The sequence below is a fragment of the Nonomuraea sp. NPDC049028 genome (assembly GCF_043197735.1).
Taxonomy (GTDB): Bacteria; Actinomycetota; Actinomycetes; order Streptosporangiales; family Streptosporangiaceae; genus Nonomuraea.
The window spans coordinates 16,092-34,512 of sequence record NZ_JBICTR010000005.1 but is presented as its reverse complement, the minus strand read 5'-3'; the positions used below and the strand labels follow the sequence as shown (position 1 = coordinate 34,512).

At 67.5% G+C, this 18,421-nt stretch carries 19 protein-coding genes; 10 read left to right on the top strand and 9 right to left on the bottom strand.

The annotated features are described in order from the left end of the window. Positions 1–108: 108 nt before the first annotated feature. Positions 109–1,008 (top strand): M23 family metallopeptidase, encoded by a 900-nt coding sequence (locus ACGFJ2_RS19640; RefSeq protein ID WP_357938322.1) that lies wholly within the window; start codon positions 109–111, stop codon positions 1,006–1,008. A gap of 307 nt (positions 1,009–1,315) precedes the next feature. Here the strand turns inward: ACGFJ2_RS19640 and ACGFJ2_RS19635 are convergent, their stop codons facing one another. Further along, positions 1,316–2,059 (bottom strand): dienelactone hydrolase family protein, encoded by a 744-nt coding sequence (locus tag ACGFJ2_RS19635; RefSeq protein ID WP_393470115.1) that lies wholly within the window; start codon positions 2,057–2,059, stop codon positions 1,316–1,318. 403 nt (positions 2,060–2,462) lie between these two features. Here ACGFJ2_RS19635 and ACGFJ2_RS19630 point away from each other — a divergent pair, with 403 nt between their 5' ends. The 5 genes from ACGFJ2_RS19630 to ACGFJ2_RS19610 all read left to right on the top strand — a co-directional run bounded on the left by ACGFJ2_RS19630 (position 2,463) and on the right by ACGFJ2_RS19610 (position 7,533). Continuing rightward, positions 2,463–3,659 (top strand): lactonase family protein, encoded by a 1,197-nt coding sequence (locus ACGFJ2_RS19630; protein WP_393470112.1) that lies wholly within the window; start codon positions 2,463–2,465, stop codon positions 3,657–3,659. A 338-nt stretch (positions 3,660–3,997) separates the two neighbouring features. Beyond that, positions 3,998–4,564 carry an RNA polymerase sigma factor gene (locus tag ACGFJ2_RS19625; protein WP_358176643.1) on the top strand — a complete coding sequence of 189 codons (567 nt, stop codon included), beginning with the start codon at positions 3,998–4,000 and terminating at the stop codon, positions 4,562–4,564. After that, entirely contained in the window at positions 4,557–5,591 is a 1,035-nt protein-coding gene (locus tag ACGFJ2_RS19620) for a CU044_5270 family protein (RefSeq protein WP_393470109.1), read from the top strand. The genes ACGFJ2_RS19625 and ACGFJ2_RS19620 overlap by 8 nt, the downstream gene beginning before the upstream one ends. 74 nt (positions 5,592–5,665) lie before the next feature. Beyond that, a complete protein-coding gene (locus ACGFJ2_RS19615; RefSeq protein ID WP_357938314.1) occupies positions 5,666–6,526 on the top strand; it encodes a hypothetical protein in 861 nt (286 codons plus the stop codon). A gap of 176 nt (positions 6,527–6,702) precedes the next feature. Then, positions 6,703–7,533 (top strand): integrase, encoded by an 831-nt coding sequence (locus ACGFJ2_RS19610; protein ID WP_357938312.1) that lies wholly within the window; start codon positions 6,703–6,705, stop codon positions 7,531–7,533. Positions 7,534–7,565: 32 nt separating this feature from the next. Here the strand turns inward: ACGFJ2_RS19610 and ACGFJ2_RS19605 are convergent, their stop codons facing one another. From ACGFJ2_RS19605 to ACGFJ2_RS19575, 7 genes are all read right to left on the bottom strand, one after another. Next, positions 7,566–8,417, bottom strand: coding sequence for an oxidoreductase (locus ACGFJ2_RS19605; protein ID WP_393471404.1), 852 nt, complete (start codon positions 8,415–8,417; stop codon positions 7,566–7,568). Between the two features lie 35 nt (positions 8,418–8,452). Next, the gene (locus ACGFJ2_RS19600; RefSeq protein ID WP_393470106.1) at positions 8,453–8,932 is read right to left on the bottom strand and encodes a hypothetical protein; all 480 of its coding nucleotides are present in this window, start codon (positions 8,930–8,932) and stop codon (positions 8,453–8,455) included. A 67-nt stretch (positions 8,933–8,999) separates the two neighbouring features. Further along, complete coding sequence (locus tag ACGFJ2_RS19595) at positions 9,000–10,382, bottom strand: Dyp-type peroxidase (RefSeq protein WP_393470103.1); 1,383 nt, start codon at positions 10,380–10,382, stop codon at positions 9,000–9,002. 51 nt (positions 10,383–10,433) lie between these two features. Beyond that, complete coding sequence (locus ACGFJ2_RS19590) at positions 10,434–11,522, bottom strand: catalase family protein (protein WP_393470099.1); 1,089 nt, start codon at positions 11,520–11,522, stop codon at positions 10,434–10,436. A 532-nt stretch (positions 11,523–12,054) separates the two neighbouring features. Next, on the bottom strand, positions 12,055–12,603 hold the full coding sequence (locus ACGFJ2_RS19585; RefSeq protein ID WP_393470096.1) for a hypothetical protein: 549 nt from the start codon (positions 12,601–12,603) through the stop codon (positions 12,055–12,057). Between the two features lie 126 nt (positions 12,604–12,729). Next, positions 12,730–13,125, bottom strand: coding sequence for a hypothetical protein (locus tag ACGFJ2_RS19580; RefSeq protein WP_393470093.1), 396 nt, complete (start codon positions 13,123–13,125; stop codon positions 12,730–12,732). An 82-nt stretch (positions 13,126–13,207) separates the two neighbouring features. Continuing rightward, the gene (locus ACGFJ2_RS19575) at positions 13,208–14,011 is read right to left on the bottom strand and encodes an alpha/beta fold hydrolase (protein ID WP_393470090.1); all 804 of its coding nucleotides are present in this window, start codon (positions 14,009–14,011) and stop codon (positions 13,208–13,210) included. 105 nt (positions 14,012–14,116) lie between these two features. Here ACGFJ2_RS19575 and ACGFJ2_RS19570 point away from each other — a divergent pair, with 105 nt between their 5' ends. Continuing rightward, positions 14,117–14,758: a TetR/AcrR family transcriptional regulator gene (locus ACGFJ2_RS19570; protein WP_357938306.1), complete on the top strand. Its 642-nt coding sequence runs from the start codon at positions 14,117–14,119 to the stop codon at positions 14,756–14,758. Between the two features lie 54 nt (positions 14,759–14,812). On the opposite strand, the gene ACGFJ2_RS19565 is transcribed toward ACGFJ2_RS19570, so the two are convergent. Continuing rightward, positions 14,813–15,628: a TetR/AcrR family transcriptional regulator gene (locus ACGFJ2_RS19565; RefSeq protein WP_393470086.1), complete on the bottom strand. Its 816-nt coding sequence runs from the start codon at positions 15,626–15,628 to the stop codon at positions 14,813–14,815. Positions 15,629–15,678: 50 nt separating this feature from the next. On the opposite strand from ACGFJ2_RS19565, the gene ACGFJ2_RS19560 reads away from it, so the two are divergent. The 3 genes from ACGFJ2_RS19560 (at position 15,679) to ACGFJ2_RS19550 (ending at position 18,413) form a co-directional block, all read left to right on the top strand. Continuing rightward, entirely contained in the window at positions 15,679–16,641 is a 963-nt protein-coding gene (locus ACGFJ2_RS19560; RefSeq protein WP_393470083.1) for an NmrA family NAD(P)-binding protein, read from the top strand. Between the two features lie 205 nt (positions 16,642–16,846). Further along, positions 16,847–17,494: an RNA polymerase sigma factor gene (locus ACGFJ2_RS19555; protein ID WP_393470081.1), complete on the top strand. Its 648-nt coding sequence runs from the start codon at positions 16,847–16,849 to the stop codon at positions 17,492–17,494. A gap of 160 nt (positions 17,495–17,654) precedes the next feature. Beyond that, positions 17,655–18,413, top strand: coding sequence for a class I SAM-dependent methyltransferase (locus ACGFJ2_RS19550; RefSeq protein WP_393470078.1), 759 nt, complete (start codon positions 17,655–17,657; stop codon positions 18,411–18,413). Positions 18,414–18,421: the final 8 nt, after the last annotated feature.

Here is an 18,421-nt window from a genome sequence, read left to right as displayed (position 1 = left end):
CTTCATGATCGACCCTCCCGACGCAGCTCTGTCACCACGAGGCTCACCGACATCAGGACCTGGGCGCCTAACCGTATCCCCCCATACGACTCGTTCAGAGAGGCAAGCATGCCCACAACTGGCAAGCCGACCTGGCCCAAGACCCTCAGAACCACGATCACCGCCCTGACGCTCACTCTCGCGACGGCGCTGATCCCCCAAGCCGCCTCAGCGCAGGACAGCAGCGTCATGGCGGTGTCCCACAAGAGCCCGTTCAACTGTGGGAAGACCTTCTACGCCAACAACTGGACCCCCAACCACAACCCATCGGGCTCCATCGACTGGCAGGACTACGGCGGCGACGACATCAACGGTGAGACCGTACGCGCCACCGCCGCGGGCACCGCGTACTTCTACGACGCGGGAAGCACGAGTTATGGCAAGTGGATAGAGATCCAGCACAGTGACGGCACCAGAACCCGGTACGCCCACCTCGCGACCATGGTGAAGGCGGCCGGCGGCTCACTGAGCGTCGGCCAGGGCACCGCGATCGGAACCGTCGGCTCGACGGGCGGCGCCAACGCTCCCCACCTGCACTACGAACAGCGAACCTCCAGCGGCGCGATGGACACCAGCCCGACCGTGGACGGCGTGACCGTGTCCTTGGGCCAGAAGAAGGCCGTCACGAGCACCAACGCCTGCGGTGGCAACCCCTACACCGCCGAGGAGGTCTGCGGCAGCGGCTATTCCGTCATCGACTCCGCCGCTCTCACTGGCGGTCGCACCTACCTGCTCTACAACTCGGGTAATGGTTACAACTGCGTCGCGACGTTGAAGACGACGAGCCTCGGCACGGCGTCGGCGGTGTCGGCCTTCCTGGAACCGGAAGGGGAAAGCCGGTCGACCGACTCGGGCAGCTACGACTATTACGCGGGACCGGTCAAGCGCAGCGCGCCCGGAAAGTGCGTCAAGTGGGGCGGCTCGGTCGGCAGCAGCTCGTACACCAGCGGCTTCGAGCACTGCGATTAGCCCTTAGAACAGTGCGATAAAGAAGCACGACATCGAAGGCCACTACCCACTCATGGGTGGTGGCCTTCAGCCTCAAATGGTGTTACTGACGGGACCGAAACAGGGGAGAAAGCCTATTTCAATTTTCTGAGATGATCGTCCCGTCGGTCGCCGAGGCGGGCGACGCGAAGAACGCGGACAGCGAGAAGAGCGTGGCAGCGGCGATCACTAACGCGACGATAGCTTTCCTCATGGTGAATTAGGCTATCAGCCGAAGTACCGCCCGTCTGTACTGAACCGGGCGCTTCTCCTCTTTAGCGATTTCGAGCTATTCGCCAGCCACGTGTTGGTCTACGTGTTGGTCGAAGAAGCCGAACGTACGCTGCCACGCGTCGTCCGCCGCTGAGCGGACAAGACCATGACGCAACGGAAACAGCGCGAGTTTCGCGATGGGATGATGGCCGTCGGTCATGAAGGAATGCCCGGCCTCCGGATAGATCTCAACGTCGTGCTCGATGCCGAGCGCCGCCATATGCTCCTGAAGCCGCCTGCCGTGCGACCGAAATCCCTGGTCGCGGCCACCATAGGACCCCACGACCGGACACACCGACCGCAGCTCCTCCTGACGCCGGGGAACCGCCCCATAATTCACCGATGCGGCCCGCACACCGGGCGGCGCGCCCGCCGCATACGCCAGGGCGAACCCGCCCCCCATGCAGAACCCGATCACACCCAGCCGAGCACCGTCGACGTCCGCACGACCGGCCAGCCACCGCCGGGTCGCGTCAATGTCGGCCGTCGGCCGACCCGGCTTACCGGTCGCGAGCTGATGCATAGCCCGCGCCAGGCACGCGATCCTGGTCCCGTGGCTGTACAGATCAGGCAGGACCGCCGCGTACCCACGCTCGGCGAACAGGTCCATCACTTCAAGCATGTCCGGTTCGACGCCGTAGATCTCGTGCACGACCACCACCCCCGGCCATCCGGCCACGGGCGCCGTCCCCTCCGGCAGTGCCACTGTCGCCGCCAGTGAATCGCCGTCGGGCAACGGAATGCGCACGTGTTGTCTCATCTGTACTCCTTGGAGAGCGCCACGATGGAGTCGCTGGTACGTACATAGAGGACTCCGTCGCCACCGGCGCGTTCGATGTGCTCGGTACGCATGTCCTACCACCGCACGTATCCCGTCATGATCCCCCTCTTCCGCCTGGCTCTGATCCATCATGTTCCCGGGCTCGGCCGTCGCCCCATGGCGGCGGTGATCGCCCTTGAGCACACCCGGATGCGGCCGGGACCTCCGTCGAACCTCACCAGCTCCGCCTACGTCCCCCGATTCCGATTGGGCATGGTGGGAACGACGGCGCCTGCATGGGAACCGGACTATGTAGAGGCGGACATGGAACCCTCAAAGACAGATGGAACGGGATGGCACGCCCATCAGGTGCAGGCCCATCTGTCGAACCATGGGGAAATCCATGAAGTACAAGAAGTCATCCCTGTCCATCTGGTCGTCCACGCGAGCGGGCGGTGCCGTCCTGGCCGCGGTCGCGCTGCTCGCCGTCTCCTCTCCCGCCCTGGCCCACGCCGCCACCGGGCCGGTCCTGCCGCCGTCGGGCGGCGTGGTCTACGTCACGAACGCCGGCTCCGGCGATGTTTCCTCCCTGGCGATCGGCCCGGGGGCGGTCCTCAAACCGCTTGGGAAGCCCGTGTCCACCCTCGGCAAGTTCCCCCGGGGCATCGCCCTCACCCCCAACGGGGCCACCGCGTACGTCGTCAACAGCGACTCCGACACGCTCTCGGTGTTCCGCGTGGGGGCGCAGGGCGCGCTCCAGCCGGATCCGCAGATCGTCCAGACCGGCGACGAGCCGTGGGGGGCGACCGTCTCCCCGAACGGGCGCACCCTGTACGTGACCAACACCGCCGACAGGACGATCTCGGCGTACCGGATCGGTCTCGACGGCAGACCCAGCAAGCTCGGCGACTTCCGCGCCACCTCCGACAACCCCAAGCAGACGGTGCTGTCCCCCGACGGGCGCTTCCTCTACCTCTCGTACGCCGATGTGGACGAGACCGCCGACAGCCCGCCACGGGTCATCACCCGATTCGCCGTCCGCTTCGACGGCACGCTCGGACCAGCGGAGGACGTGGCGAAGGTCGGGCAGGCCAACTTCGGGATCGCGATCAGCCCGGACGGCGGCCTGGTGTACGTGACCTCGCTGGTCGGGCAGAACGTGTGGGGGTTCCGGCGCGGCGCGGACGGCGCGCTGACGCCCGTGCCCGGATCGCCGTTCCCCGCGCCCACCGGCCCGGTCGGTCTTAAGGTCACGCCCGACGGTCAGCACCTGTACGTCGCCAGCAACGACCCCGACGTCGACACGGCTCGCGGCGGCCTGCTCGGCTTCACGATCCTCGCGGACGGCTCGCTCAAGCCGACCGCCGACTCCCCCGTCCACACCCCTGACCACGCCGAGGTGGCGGCGGTCGCGATCACGCCGGACGGCCGGGACGTCTTCGCCGCCATCCGGGACACGAACCAGCTGGCCGCGTTCCAGATCGGATCCGGCGGCACGCTGAAGGAGGCCACGGGATCTCCGTTCCTCACGGGTGGGGAGCGTCCGCTGAGCCAGTCCATCGCCGTACGCCCAGGCATCGCACCCACCACTCCACAGTAAGGAGCCGCCTGGACCCAGTGCCCGTCGCGGGTACGCCCGAAATTCACACAGCGCATAGCGACCTTCCGGTGACAACAGCGGCGTCAAAGGCCTGCTGCACCGGAAGGTCTCATGCTGTTATGCGCCTGGGAGAACGCCTGAGCCCCTCGTGCGCGAAGCGCGCACCGAAGGTGTGCCCAGGGAGAACAGCCCGGAGCGAAGCGGAGGCCCTTTCAACGGGAGCGGCCATCAGCGGAGAAATATCGGGCCGACGTGAACTCTTCGGCGGAGCAGCGGTAAGTACATGCGAATCTGCCCACTTGCCGCACAAGGCACCGCATGAAGGAGCTGACCAGTTCATGGCCGAACCGGCGATAGCCGAGGCCGCCGACACCGATCTGATCCGCCGATCGCTGCGGGAGCCGGAGGCGTTCGCCATGGTGTTCGACCGGCACGCGCCCGCCCTGCACCGCTTCGCGGCTCGCAGGCTCGGTCACGACTCGGCCGAGGACGTGGTGTCCGAGACGTTCCTGGCGGCGTTCGAGCATCGGGACCGCTACCAGTACGGCCAGGCCAGTGCCCGGCCCTGGTTGTACGGCATCGCCTCGAACGTGATCGGCAAACGGCGGCGGCGCGAGGTGGCCCGCTACCGGGCGTACGTGCGGGGCGGGGTGGACCCGGCGGAGATCACCGGCGGGCCGGTGGAGGACGGAGTGGGCACGCTCGCGGTCAACCGGCCGCTGATGGCGGCGCTGGCCGGGTTACGCACCGGGGACCGGAACGCGCTGCTGCTGGTGGCGTGGGCGGAGCTGACGTACGAGGAGGTGGCCGAGGCGCTGAACGTCCCGGTCGGGACTGTGCGATCCCGGCTCAACCGGGCGCGCAAGAAGGTTCGCCAGGCGCTGGAAGGAGCAGATCATGGATGAGATGGAGCAGCTCGGCCGGCTGTTGGCCGAGGTGCCCGAGGCGACCGAGCGCGAACTGGCGGGCTCGCGTGCCGCCCTGGTGTCCCGGTTCGACCGTCCGCGCCGCAGGTGGCGTACCGTGCTGCCGGTCCGGCGCGTCGCGCTGGTCGGCGCGATGGCGGTGACGCTCACCGCCGGCATCCTTGTCACCGAGGTGGGTCTGGGCGGCTCTGATCCGCGCACCCCCGGGTACCTGGTCGCGGCGCCTCCGGCCGACGCCAAAGCGCTGCTCAACCTGGCCGCGCGGGCCGCCGCCGACCAGCCTGACATGGTGCCGCCCCGCGGCCAGTACGTCCACACCAAGATGCTGGCCCAGCGCAGCCTGTACACCAAGGACCGGTCGGGGAGGACGCAGTACACCAAGGTGCTGGTCAACGAGGAGCGCTGGGAGGCGGCCGACGTGGGCAAGCCCTGGCTGAGCCGCACGCAGGCCCTGTCGGCCACGGGACCGGCGCCCCGGAAGTACTGGGACCGCGGCGTCGAGGACATCGTGTACGAGCCGGGGGCCTGTCCCGGCCAGCCGGCGTACGCGCGGCTGGGGGCCTGGCCGACGGACTCCGGCCAGGTACGCGCGAAGATCGTCGCCGATACGGGCGAGGAGCCGCTGCGCATCTGGCACTCCCTCCAGGGCCTGGTCCCCGAGTCCGTGGTACGGCCCAGCCTGGGCGCCGCGCTGTACCAGGTCGCCGCTGGGCTGGACGGCATCGTGCTCATCGGCGACACCGTGGACGCCGCCGGCCGCCCTGGCCTGGCCGTCGCCATGGACGAGGGCAACGGCACCCGGTCCGAGCTGATCTTCGACCGGGAAACCTATGGCTACCTGGGCGAACGCACGGTCAACACCAGGGACAGAAAGGTGAAGACCCCCACCGACGAGATCACCGAAAGGAAGGGCGCGAGGCAAGGCACCGCCGTGCTCGCCGTCGATCTCGTACCCGGGCTGCCCGAGGTGGCGCCGAAGGCGTCCCACATGAAGATCCCCTGCTGAGACTTTCCCCCGATCCGGCCTTTTCGGCCGGAAGTTCTGTTTCGCATGCCCTCATAGCAAAAGGAGAACGACCCATGCTCATCGCCAAGGCCATCGCGGCCACCGTGCTCGTCGGCTCGTTCGGCGCTTTCACATCACCCCCTTCGGGGGCCGATGCCGCGTACGAGACGCAGACCAAACTGGAGGCGAAGCGTGTCGCCTGCATGACGGAGAAGGGCTTCGACTACGTGGCCACGCCGATGCCCAAGCACACTTGGCAGCCCGGGGAGTGGGAGCGGCTTCAGGGTGACCTCAAGGCGCTGCGGACGTATCGGGCCAAGTACGGCTTCGGCGTCTGGGCCGAGAACGCCTTCCCGAAGGACGAGGTGGTCAACCCCACCCGCCCCGACAACCCGAACAACAAGACGATGATGTCGCTCTCGGCCGACGGGCTGAAGAAGTGGCGCGCCGCCGACGACGCCTGCTTCTCCGAGGCGGCCAAGGAGGTGCTGGGCAAGACCGTCACCTCCCAGGACGACTACTGGAATCAGCTCGAAGCCGCGCTGAAGAAGGAGCTGAGTGTCCTCGACAAGGACAAGCAGCTTGCGCAGCTGGGCAAGCAGTTCGCCAAGTGCCTGGGAGTCAGCGAGACCAAGCCGAGCGCACTGAACGGTCTGGGCCGCAGGACGTACTGGCAGCAGGTCACAGAGGTCGCCAAGAAGACCTGGAAGGACCCGCTGCCCAAGGTGCCCAAGGGCAAGACCCTCGTCCTGAAGCCGAAGCTCAAGCCGGAGGAGGCCAAGCCGTACCTGGACAAGGAGATCAAGGCGGCGCTGAAGGACCTGGAGTGCGGAAAGGAGTTCTACCCCGCCTACTCCCCCAAGGCCCAGGAGATCAACTCTCGGATCACTCTGGAGTTCGGCCGGGAGGGGACCGGCCGGGAGGGGACCGTCTGACGGGGAGCTCGTGACGGCGCTTCCGACGGGGGCTGCGCCGTCTGAAGCAGGCCATAGCCGTCTGAGCAAGCCGTAACGGAGCAGGTGCCGCTCGTGACACGCGAGCGGCACCTGCTGTCGTCGCCGTACGCTGAGTCGGCAAGTCCGCTGCACCGACACGAGGAGAGCTGACCAGCGTGAGCCTGGCCTTCGCCACTGAGGTGGGTGGTCTCAACCGGGAGAACGAAGACTTCGTCGGCGCGACCCCTGACGCGGTGGTCGTTCTCGACGGCGCCGGCTATCCCGCACGCCTGCCGACCGGATGCGTCCACACCGTGGCCTGGTACACGCGCATACTCGGCTCGTCCTTACTCTCCACGCTCGCCACGCTGACGGCCGACGACCGCTCGTTGGCCGACGTGTTGGCCGAGGGCATCGAGACCGTCTCCTCTCTGCACTCCTCGACCTGCGACCTCGCCCATCCCGGATCACCCGCGGCAACCGTGCTCCTACTCCGCCGGACAACGGAGTCCCTGGACTGGCTGGTACTGGCGGACTCCATCCTCGTCCTGGACCTGAACTCCGCCGCGGAACCCATGGTGGTCAGCGATGATCGCCTGGCTGATGTCACGGCGACCCTGCGAACGCACCTGGACACCCTGCCCACCGGCTCCAAGGAGCACGAGCGGGAACGCCTTGGATCCGTGGAAGCCCAGCTCCAGCACCGCAACCGTGACGGAGGCTACTGGGTCGCCTCCACCGACCCCCTGGCCGCCGAACACTCTCTCACCGGCAGCGTTCCCACGGACGCGGTACGGGCTGCCGCGCTGCTCAGCGATGGGGCATCGCGCCTGGTCGACTGCTTCGACCTCGCGAGCTGGCGAGGCCTCCTGAACATCCTGGAAGCCGACGGTCCCGCCGAACTCATCAGCCAGGTCCGTACGGCCGAGCACACCGACCCCCACGGCGCCCGCTGGCCGCGCGGCAAGGCACACGACGACGCCACTGCGGTCTACTGGCGACTCTGACGTTCGGAACGGGTTGTCCGGGCGGCATGCGCCTACCCCAGTTGAGCGAGGTCTTCTTCGCTCAGCTTCAGTGTGCCGGCGGCGATGTTCTCCTCCAGGTGCGCCAGTGAGCCGGTGCCGGGGATCGCCAGGATGTTAGGGGATCGGGCCAGCAACCAGGCCAGGGCCACCTGCGGCACCGTCGCACCGTGGCGGGCGGCGATGGCGTCCAGGTGCCCCGCCTTGATCGGCTGGAACCCGCCGACAGGGAAGTAGGGGACATAGGCGATGCCCGCGTCCGCGCAGGCGTCGACCAGTGGGTCGTCATCGCGCTTGGACAGGTTATAGAGATTCTGGACGCAGACGATGGGCGCGATCGCGCGGGCCTGGGCGAACTCGTCAGCGGTGACGTTCGATACGCCCAGGTGGCGGATCAAGCCCTCCTCGCGCAGCGCGAGCAGCGTTGTCAGGGGCGCGGCCAGGGACGTCTCGGAGCGGTCGTGGCCACCCATTCGCAGATTCACCACGTCCAGGCGGTCAACCCCGAGCGAGCGCAGGTTCGCCTCCACGCCGCGGCGCAGGCCGTCCGGTGTCAGGCCGGTCATCTCGGCCGCCGGCAAGGCGACATCGGAGCCCTCGACCAGCGCGCCCACCTTGGTCACGATCACCAGGTCCGCCGGGTAGGGAGACAGCGCCTCCCGGATCAGCTCATTGGCCGCCACTCCGTCACGCGCGTAGTAGTGCGAGGTGTCGATGTGATTCACGCCGAGCTCCACCGCCCGGCGCAGGATCGCCAGAGCCGTCTCCCGGCTGGGCCGATCACCCTGCGGCCAGCCGGTCAGCTTCATCGCTCCGTAGCCGATCCTCGCGACGCCCAGGTCGCCGCCCAGCGCCCATCGATTCATTGCCACGATCGACCACTTTAAGGGCTCGCGGATGATCAGCTCGCTTCGTCAAGGAGGCGCTGGAAGGCTTCCTGAACACGCATCGCCTTCTGCAGGTCTTTCACCGTCGCGTTCGGGATCGTGCGGAAGTAGGAGCATGCCGTCTCCTGGTGCGCGACGATGAGGTCCTTGATGTTGGGATCGTGGATGCCGGGATAGTCCTCGGTGTGCTGGAGGACGGCGTCGAAGACGTCCGGAATCTGGGCGGCGAAGTCGTCGATATACGCGTCCCAGTCGCCATCGAAGTTCGTGGCGAACAACAGTCGGGTGTCATTGTCGAAGAGCACCCATCGCGCGTCGTGCAGGGTACCGATGCGCGCGCTCATCTCCTTTCTTTTTTCCTCGAATCCCGGCTGCTGGAAGATGTCGCGGATCTGTTGTCCATGACCGGGCTTGACGTTGAAGAAGAGGGTGAACTCGCTGGTCCTGCCGTCCTTTATGCCTGGGCGGCTAGGCTGTTGGGTGTTCGTGGTCATGATGGTCGTCCTATTCTGGGCAGGTCAGCCGTTGCTCCGCGCTCGTGCCTGAACCATGAACGGTGGCTCATGTGTGGAGTTCGGCGAGCCAGTTCAGCGCCCGGATGCCGGGCATGAACAGGTATTCACCCCCCTTGGTTATCGCGAAGCGTGGGAGCTCCTTCAGCCGTCGGCGGATGGGCTGCTGGGGAATCGTGAAGGTCCCGGTGGCATCGTTGTCCCCCACGACGGGGTCCTTCTCGGTACCGAGACCGACGAAGTCTCCGTCATTGGCCCACTGGGTCTTGATGAACTCGAACTGCCGTACCAGGTCGGCGCCCATGAAGATGAACACGATGCCGCGATCAACCCCATCGTCTTCCAGTTGCCCTTCCGGGAGCATGGGACCGTAGGTCGTGCCTCGGCGCAGGGCTCGGTGAATCTTGATGTCGACGAACGTGTCCGAGAGGGCGTCACGCGGGTTCATGCGGCGGATGTGGGAGCCGAGTGGGCATCGCAGGCCGCGGGGATCCTCCTGCTGGTAGTTGAAGTCGTTGGCTCGGTGCGGGTCCGCCGCGAGGGCCGGGTCGTCATGTTCGGGAGTCAGTACGAGGGGTGCGCCGCTGCGCCAGCGACCGACCATCTTCGCCGCGAGAAACTCCTCCTCTTCGGGCGAGGAGGCGTTGTCCTTCAGATATCGGCGGAAGGCGGCCACTCGCATGTGCAGCTTGCGGAAGGCGACGTAGGTGCCGTTGCGCCCGAGGACGTTCGGTTGGGGCATCGGCCCGACCTGCCCGGACTCGTTGGCGTAGCCGAGAAGGAACTCGCCGGCCCTGATGGTGGGGCCGAAGCCCGGCAGGTAGCCATAGTGGTCGTCGCCCGCACGGAGGATGCTGGCCACCCCGGCGCCTTCGATGTCGGGCTCGCCGATGCCGTCCACGAATCCCAGATGCGTACGCCTGGTGGGAAGTTGGCTCGCGACCAACCGGTAGATCATCGACACCCCGGGCAAGCCGTTCAGGGTTTCGCGGGCTCCGTCCAGCACGGACTGCAGTGCCGTATCCTCCGGCGCGAACACCGACAACGCGACGTGGACGTCAGTGGTTCCCAGCGGCGGATCCCAGTGCTCGGGACTGCTCTCAGCGACATCACCGAGCCTTGCCGCGCGGGCGGCCATTCCCTGGCGGAACTCGGGAGGGAAGCTGTCCAGCGATGCCTGCGGTACGCCGAGGGCGCGCAGACCTGCGTGGCTCAGCGCGACGCTGAACCACGCGTGACTGGGAGGGTTCCACCATCGGTCGGCCGAGGCCACTTGAGGCGCCAGCTGCCGCAACATCTTCCGGCCGTCCGCCGGATCGTCGATGCGCAGCAGGAAGTAGGCACCCGTATAGGGCCACGGGCGCTGTCTCAGCACGGTGCCTTGGATGTCCGTCAACTCCAAGGTCTGGGCCTTGCCGTCGCTGTCTGTCATCGCACCACCTCGTGTATCCGTGGAGTACGTCAGGCCGTTGAGCGCTGTCTCCTACGGCAGCACCTCGTCAGCACTGCGCGGCTCTTGGCGCTCTTGTCCGTTGAGCCGGTGCCGCTGGAGGGAGGAGTGGCGGTAGACGTCCTTGCGTGCTCGCATGATCTCGCCGAGAGGCACGTGCGCGGCCGGCACCCGCCATGGAGTGAAGGACAGCGCGTCCATCTTCATGAGCGTCCCCTCATCGAAGATGTCCTGCTGCGGGAAGCGGAGCTTGGCCACCGTGACGAACGGCGACAGCTGCTCGGGCCACTCGACGGTGAGATCCTTGACCGGCATGAGCTCCAGGTCGGCGCAGAGCTGAACCTGGAGGTCGAATGCGTAAGGCCGGTCCCTCAGCTCGGCTATCAGAGCCGGCCGGAACATCTCCTCCGCCGCCGTGACATCGATGCTGCGATGGACCACCGCAGCAGCGAAGGCGGGGTCAGGAGCGAGGCGCACCTTGGCGATGTAGTCGCCGTGCCGGACCGCGCCCATTGTCCAGTACGTCGACAACAGAACGTTCACCATGGCCCGCTGCTGCACTTTGAGGAATGCCAGGAACTCCTCCCACGCCCACTCGTCCTGGGCCAGCGTCCCCTTCCCGGTCACGAACTCGCGGTAGAAGCGATGGCGACCGGGCGCGCCCTCGGCGAAGTACTTCGGCGCATCGAGGAACAACTCCTGGATGAACAAGTAGTGATCCACGGTGTTGCAGAAGAAGACCGGCGCGTTGATCAGGAGGTAGTCGAACGTGCCGGAGTCGGGTTCGTCTTCCAGCAGAGTCGGGCCATCGATGTCGAACACCTTCAGCGCCAGGCCGATCGCACGCCCCAGCCGCGCGTCGGCTCCCGTATGCGGCGAGCCGTTGGAGAAGCGCACGAGCGCGCCATGCCTTCCCGGCGTGGCGTAAATGCCCTGCGCGTACTCGGCGGGAAGCTGATCGAGAATCTCGATCTCCCCTTTGACCAGGCCATACCCCTTGGCGTGTGCGTCGCGAACGGCCAAGCCCGTGCCTTCGGCCGTGACCGATTCCGCGATGTACTGCTCGGTCTTCCCGATCACCGTCTGCAACTTCTTGTCGAAGTCGGGATCGATAGTCTCCACATCAGGCGAGTAAGGAACGAACCGTGATGACATGAGCTCGACCGTTTCTTTCTGCGGTCTGCGGGCCGTGCCTTACCACGGCATGTCCTCGAACCGGCCGCCGAGCACGCGCACACAGGATTCATGAGGTCAACAAACAGCCGGCGGCCACGCCGCTTGCTGGGCTGCTCTCTACGCCCTGGCGCTCTTGCAGTCGTCCCCGGACGGCTCCTCGAACAGGGCTAATTTTAGAGTTTAGGCCGGTCAGCAGGCACCCGGAAGCCGGCGCCCATACCCATGGCGCAGTCAGCGGCGAATCTTGAAACAGGCCCGCTGTCTGCTTCATTCGCTTGACCTTTCTACGACTGCCCACCGAGAAGACTCGGATGGTCAGGCGCGATGAACCGCACTTCGCCACCACTGTCGATGTGATTCACCCCGGGTTCGACCGCCCGGCGCAGGATCGCCAGGGCCGTCTCCCGGCTGGGCCGATCACCCTGCGGCCAGTCGGTCAGCCGGGCTGGGGTGCTTGGGCCGCTGTCTTGATCGCAGGTTAATGTCGCGGGATATTGTCTACGCGGGAATTGGTCGTCCCTCGGCGGGCCAGCAGGACGAGGCCGATCGCTTGCAGCGTCGCGCCAACGCACAAGATGAGCGCTCCGAGCGGAAGCCAGCCGGCGAACCGATGGGGGACACCAGTGGCACCGCCGTCACCGACCATGATCGACCCCCACCTGCTCAGGGTGAACAGGACGGTGAGCGGATACATCACCCACAAGATGCCCGACAGGACCAGCACCCTGAGCTTGATCCGCCCTCGTAACCGGGGCAGCAGAAGGGTGATGACGCTGAGGCAGGCTGTGACAGCACTCACCGGAAACGCCAGTCTGCGCACGGTACTTCGGATCCCGGCCAGATCCTCTGCCAGGCCCCCGGGATCCATGGTCAGGTCCGCGCCAGACCTGATGTTCATCCCCATGTTGTACTCGTTGGTCGCATCGACGGCGTAGTGAATCGCCGCATGGAGGCCGACCGCGTAAACCGCTGAAAGCACAAGCCCCGACACCATCAGAATCGGCCCACGCTGGGCAGCCGCGATCATGTGACGTCGCCGCAAGCCGTCACCACATGCCCGCGCGGCCTGAGACTCGATCGAGCAGCCAGAAACTCGCTGAACCTACCCACGGAACAGCTGCCTCCTTCAAGGGTTCGGTGATTTAGCGAGAACTCAGCCTTGGCCGAAATGAACCGGATCACGGCATCCGCAATGTGAGAGTCCCGCGCAGGCCGCTGGTGATGTCGTCATTGCGCTCCAGGACTCCGCCGAGTGCTTCCCAGCGGCCGTCCGCCCCTTGCCGCCAGCGCTAAAGAGAGCGGTGGACGCCAACTTCGCCGCGCTGAGACCGATCGCCACCGCCGCCACCGACATCCCCGCCACCGATGTACTGCGGTTGTACACCGTCGCGATCGTGGCTTGCTTCCGCACCCCAGGCCATGCCAGCGCCGCCGCGATGACCCCGAGGCCGGGCCGCACCCAGTCCTGGGTCAGCCGGAGGCCGAGGAAGATGGCGAGCAGCGCGATGAGCAGGGAGGCAGGACCGAGACGATCAGTTAATCGGGTCATGGCGAGCGAGTGTAGAGCCCTCGCCTGCCACCCCCGGTGAGCCTCGCCGGTGGACGCGGCAAGGGTCATCCGCCGGCGTTTCCTAGCGACCTTGGGCGAACTGCCGCAGCGCGGGAGCGAGCACGTCGGCTGTGGTGCCGTGGTTCTCGCCCGATACGGCGCGCAGGGTCGCGGTGGGCAGGAGATCGGCCAGCGCCTGGGCCCCGGTGATCAGCCACGGCATGGTGCCGGTGCCGTGCATGACCAGGACGGGCACGGTCACCGCGGCCCAGCGGTCGCGGGGCAGCGGAGCGCCGGACATGGTGGTGCCCATGATCCGCCCGTCGTAGGCGATGGTGTGCGCCACCTCTTCCACGGCGGGCCAGAACGGGGCCTGTCGCATACCGGCGACGGCCTCGGCGGGGACGCCGGCCGCCGCGGTCATGAACAGCTCCACCGCGTCACCCGGACGGCCGTCGGCGACGCGGGCGTCGAGCCGCTCGACGTAGTCGGCCGGCAGCGGCGGGCGGCTGTCGTCGACGACGAACGGCGGCTCGAACAGCGCCAGCCGGGTGATCGGCAGGCCCGCGGCGGCGGCGTGCAGGGCCAGCACGGCCCCTGAGGACCAGCCGAACACCATGGCCGACCCGCCGGCGTGGTCGATCAGAGCGGCAAGGTCCTCGAACTCGCGCTCCACCGCGTACGGTGCGGTGTCGGTGCTCTCGCCGCGACCACGGCGGTCGTAGGCGTAGACCCGGAACTCCTCGCGCAGCAGCTGCCCCACCTCACCATTGGTCGGGTTGACCATGCGATGGGCGGTGGCCCCGTCGATCATGATCAATGGCTGGCCGTCGCCCCAGACGTCGAAGGCGATCTCAGTGCCGTCCTTGGACTGGACAGTGCCCACCTTGGTTCCTCCAAGTCGTACCGTACGGTACTGTACCGACATAGTGAACAGTACCGTACGGTACACTTCGGAGAGTGTCAACGGCGCGAACCCTGGAGGGCCTGAATGCCGCAAGCCGCAGACACGCACGCGCAGACACGGCGCCGGATCATGGATGCGGCGCTGGAGGTGTTCCTTCGTGACGGCTACGTCGGTGCCAAGACCGACGAGATCGCCTCTGCCGCGGGCGCGTCAAAGCAGACGATCTACAAGCATTTCGGGCCGAAGGAGAGCCTGTTCGAGCAGATCGTGCTCGACCGCCTCGTCGGCATCGATCAGATCTTCCGGAACGCCATGGTCGACCTGGCGGCCACGGATGATGTCGAGACCACCCTGCGGGCGGTCGCGCGCCAGTTCGTCCACGCCCTCACGCAACCATCCCACCTGCGCGTACGCCGCCTCGTCATCGCCGAAGCCGGCCGTTTCCCGAACCTGGGCCACGCCTACTTCGAGGCGGGTCCCGAGCGCGTGCACGCCGCGCTGGCGTCCTGCTTCGAGCAGCTGACCGGCCGCGGGCTGCTGCGTATCGACGATCCCGTCCTCGCGGCCAACCACTTCACCTGGCTCGTCTCCTCGATCCCGGTCAACAAGGTCATGCTCTGCGGCGACGACATTCGCTTCGCCCCATCCGAGCTCGACCACTACGCCGATGCCGCCGTCCGGGTCTTCCTCGCCGCCTACCGCACGCCCGGAGCCGACGCCCAATGAGTGCGGTCGTGGATCACGCCGCCCCGCATCCTCGCTGCGGTGGAGCCCAGGCGGTCACCGCTGCGACGGCGCCGCCGATGACGGCAGAGGTTCCATGCCGCCGTCGGCGACGCGGCGGCGGCGGGCGCGCTGGCGGCAGGTCGGACCGCAGTAGCGGGGTGGCCGCCCGGTAGCCCGGATGCGCAGCCGAGCACCGCATTCCTCGCAGCGCCTCTCGCTGGGGGCCGCGGTTTCGTGACGCTGACGGGAGGGCGCGTCACGTAATTCGCTGGCTTTCGTGACAGTAGGGGTACGCAATCCGTCCAGCAGCAGCCGCACCAGCCGCGTACCGCGTGCCAGGTCCCGGTGTGCCGAACGCAGTGCGGCGCCGCCGACGGTCAGCGCGGCCAGATCGTCGACCCGCACGTCGGCGCGTATCGCACCAGCCTGTTTCGCGTCGTGCAGCAAGCCCGCCAGCGCCTCGTGGAACCGCTGCGCCGCGGCGGTCAGCACGGCACGCGGCCAACCCTTGTCAGCGGTGAGCGCTTCGCAGACGTGCTTGCGGTCGGCCAGCTTCTCGATCACTTCGAGCAGGAACCCGAACAGGGCGTCACCGGGCGCCGCGCGGCCGGCCCATCCACCCGCGGAGACCACGAATCCCTGGACGTGCTCGGCGAGCACCGCCTCGACCAGGATCTCCTTGCTCGGGAAGTGCCGGTAGACGGTCCCGGCGCCGACCCCGGCACGATGCGCGATTTGGCCAAGCGACACCTCCCGCCCTTCCTCGGCGAACACGCGCATCGCGGTGCGCAGCACGATCTCTCGGTTGCGGCGGGCATCGGCCCGCTCGGCACGTGCCGCATCCGGTACTGGCGCCGGTGCTGCGGTCATGTCACGTAATCCTTGTCCGTGGCGTGGAAGGGGGTGGAGCATTCCGGATCGTGTCAGTATCCACCATCTCCGAATCCGTCATCTCCGAATCCGTCGTCTCCGAAAAGGACGCCATGACCACCGTGACGCCGGCAAATCTCGGTTCCGCCATCCTCGTCACCGGCGCCACTGGCAAGCAGGGCGGCGCCACCGCCCGGCGGCTGCTTGCCGGAGGGTGGCCGGTGCGAGCCCTGGTGCGCGACCTGACCGCACCCGCCGCTACCGCACTGGCCGCCGCGGGTGCCCAGCTCGTACGCGGCGACTTCGACGATCGGGCCAGTCTGCCGCCGGCACTCGATGGCGCGGCCGCCCTGTTCGGCATACCGCCCCTATCCTTCACGACAGACCTCGAGGTGGCCCGTGGCCGGGCGCTGATCGACGCGGCGGCCGCGGCGGGAATCAAGCAGGTGGTATTCAGCACCCTCGCCTCGGCATCGACAGAAGTGCCAGGTTCAGCGGGGAAAGCGCTGATCGAACAGTACCTGCACGACCACATCGCGCTGCCTACCGTGCTGCGTCCAGTACGGTTCATGACGAACTATCTCAGCGACGGGGCGATCGGCATCGACGGCATTTCCAACGGCGTACACCGCCATCTGTTTACCCCGCACGAGCCCATGCAGATCATCGCGCTGGAGGACATCGCCGAGTTCGCCGCGCTCGCCTTCGCGGAGCCGACCCGGTTCGCCGGACGAACCCTGGAACTGGCCGGCGACGAACCGACCCCGGTCGAAGCCGCCGCCGCGATCACCGAGGCCACGGGCATTCCGGTCCGGTACGAGCAGGTCACCGATGAAGAGGCCGCCGCCATCAGCTCAGAGGTCGCCGAGATCAGGAAACACTGGCACACCGGTCACCGATGGCACGCCGACATCGAGTCGCTGCGCGTCATCCACCCCGGACTGCGTACGCTCACCGACTGGCTTACCGAATCCGGCGCCGCCGCCATCCGCGCCCACCTCACCGCTCCCTGACCCCGACGCCTGATCATGGTCGCGTCAGATTTCCAGTGCCGACCTGTCGATTTCGCGACCCGCCGTTCGTCTTACTGCGCGACCAATCTGGTAGCGACGAGGAGGAAACGATGAAGTACGTCATGCTGATCTCTCAGGGCACCGCGCTTGAGGAACAGGCCGCGTTGTCCGAGGAGGAGCAGAAGCAGGTCTACGCCGACTACCAATGATGACGGCGCTCACCCTGCGCACCCTCGGCGGGGGCCGCGACGAGCTCGCGGCGGAGGCGATCTGGTTGGGGCGCGTGCTCGCCGAACTGCTTCCGGACGGCCCCGAGGTTCACGGGCTGCTGGCGATGATGCTCTTGCACGACTCCCGTCGCGAGGCGCGGTTCCGCGACGGCGAGCTCGTACTGCTCGGCGATCAGGACCGGTCCCTGTGGAACACCGAACAGCTCGCCGCCGGACGCGCCGAGCTCGACCGGGCGCTCGCCCTGCGCGGCCGTGGGCCCTATGTCCTGCAGGCCGCCATCGCCTCGTTGCACGCCGAGACGCCGTGCGACTGGGCGCAGATCGCGGCCCTGTACGGCCGGCTCGCCCGCCTGACCGGCTCGCCCATCGTGGAGCTCAACCGCGCCATCGCCGTCGCCGAGACCGACGGCCCCGAGGCCGGTCTGCGCGTCGTCGACCAACTCGGTCTCGACGACTTCCGCTACCTGCACTCGACCAGGGCCGAACTCCTGCGACGCCTCGGGCGTACCGACGAGGCGCGTGACGCCTATCGACGTGCGAGGCAACTCACCGGCGACGGCGCCGAACGGCGCTTCCTCGAACGCCGCCTCACGGAACTGGTAGGTCGGACAGGCTCGGATTAGCCCCCGGGTCCAGATCCAGTCGGCTTCGCCGGGCGAAGCCCGCGTTCCTGACCGTCATGGCCCCACTTGTGGCATGACGCGACGCCGCATATCTTGCCGATGTATCCAGTCGATATATCGGGCCGACGGTTCGCTGTGGCCCGGCTGACCGGGAGCGGCGATGAGGCGGATCGACTACGACACGGAGCAGCACCAGGACTACGCGCGTGGCCGCGCGCTTACCGAGCGGCAGCAGCAGACATGGATCAGCGCCTTCGCAGCGGTGCTGCCCGAGGGGCGCCCGCTGGTGGGGCTGGACGTCGGCGCAGGGACCGGCCGGTTCACCCCCGCCCTGGCGCGAGCGTTCGGGCCGGTCACTGGCGTCGAGCCGTCGGTCCGCATGCGCGAGATAGCGCAGGCGCAGTCCCGGCATCCCGATGTGCGATATCTGGCGAGCTCCGCCGAGGACATGCCGGTGCCGTCCGCCAGTGCCGATTACGCTCTCATGTTCTTGTCCTGGCACCACGTCCAGGACAAACCGCTGGCGGTACGGGAGCTGGCCAGGGTGCTCAGGCCCGCCGGGCGGCTGCTACTGCGCGCGAATTTCAGCGACCACCATCCCAGGCCGTGGTGGCTGGAGCACTTCCCCCGCGGCTTCGCGGCGGACGCCGCGCTGTTCCAGCCGCTGCACGAGGTCATCGAGATGTTCACGTCGGACGGCTGGCGCGTTGCCGGCTTCGGCACGGTTACCGAGCCGTCCGTCGGCACCCGTGCTGACATGCTCCAACGGCTGCGCCTGCGCACCCTTTCGTTCTTCGCTCAGCTCAGTCCGGACGAGCTGGAGGCCGGTTTCCGCCGCCTGGAGGAGGCGGTTGCCGCGAACCCCGACGCGCCGGCGCCGGTGTTCGCTGAGCCGCTGCTCACGCTCGAACGGTGCTAGTTACGGCG

Coding starts and splice junctions, on each gene's coding strand:
- ACGFJ2_RS19615 (WP_357938314.1), top strand. CDS start 5,666: ATGCTCATCGCCAAGGCCATCGCGGCCACCGTGCTCGTCGGCTCGTTC.
- ACGFJ2_RS19625 (WP_358176643.1), top strand. CDS start 3,998: ATGGCCGAACCGGCGATAGCCGAGGCCGCCGACACCGATCTGATCCGC.
- ACGFJ2_RS19620 (WP_393470109.1), top strand. CDS start 4,557: ATGGATGAGATGGAGCAGCTCGGCCGGCTGTTGGCCGAGGTGCCCGAG.
- ACGFJ2_RS19640 (WP_357938322.1), top strand. CDS start 109: ATGCCCACAACTGGCAAGCCGACCTGGCCCAAGACCCTCAGAACCACG.
- ACGFJ2_RS19555 (WP_393470081.1), top strand. CDS start 16,847: ATGATGACGGCGCTCACCCTGCGCACCCTCGGCGGGGGCCGCGACGAG.
- ACGFJ2_RS19595 (WP_393470103.1), bottom strand. CDS start 10,382: ATGACAGACAGCGACGGCAAGGCCCAGACCTTGGAGTTGACGGACATC.
- ACGFJ2_RS19580 (WP_393470093.1), bottom strand. CDS start 13,125: ATGACCCGATTAACTGATCGTCTCGGTCCTGCCTCCCTGCTCATCGCG.
- ACGFJ2_RS19630 (WP_393470112.1), top strand. CDS start 2,463: ATGAAGTACAAGAAGTCATCCCTGTCCATCTGGTCGTCCACGCGAGCG.
- ACGFJ2_RS19600 (WP_393470106.1), bottom strand. CDS start 8,932: ATGACCACGAACACCCAACAGCCTAGCCGCCCAGGCATAAAGGACGGC.
- ACGFJ2_RS19550 (WP_393470078.1), top strand. CDS start 17,655: ATGAGGCGGATCGACTACGACACGGAGCAGCACCAGGACTACGCGCGT.
- ACGFJ2_RS19635 (WP_393470115.1), bottom strand. CDS start 2,059: ATGAGACAACACGTGCGCATTCCGTTGCCCGACGGCGATTCACTGGCG.
- ACGFJ2_RS19585 (WP_393470096.1), bottom strand. CDS start 12,603: ATGATCGCGGCTGCCCAGCGTGGGCCGATTCTGATGGTGTCGGGGCTT.
- ACGFJ2_RS19565 (WP_393470086.1), bottom strand. CDS start 15,628: ATGACCGCAGCACCGGCGCCAGTACCGGATGCGGCACGTGCCGAGCGG.
- ACGFJ2_RS19570 (WP_357938306.1), top strand. CDS start 14,117: ATGCCGCAAGCCGCAGACACGCACGCGCAGACACGGCGCCGGATCATG.
- ACGFJ2_RS19605 (WP_393471404.1), bottom strand. CDS start 8,417: ATGAATCGATGGGCGCTGGGCGGCGACCTGGGCGTCGCGAGGATCGGC.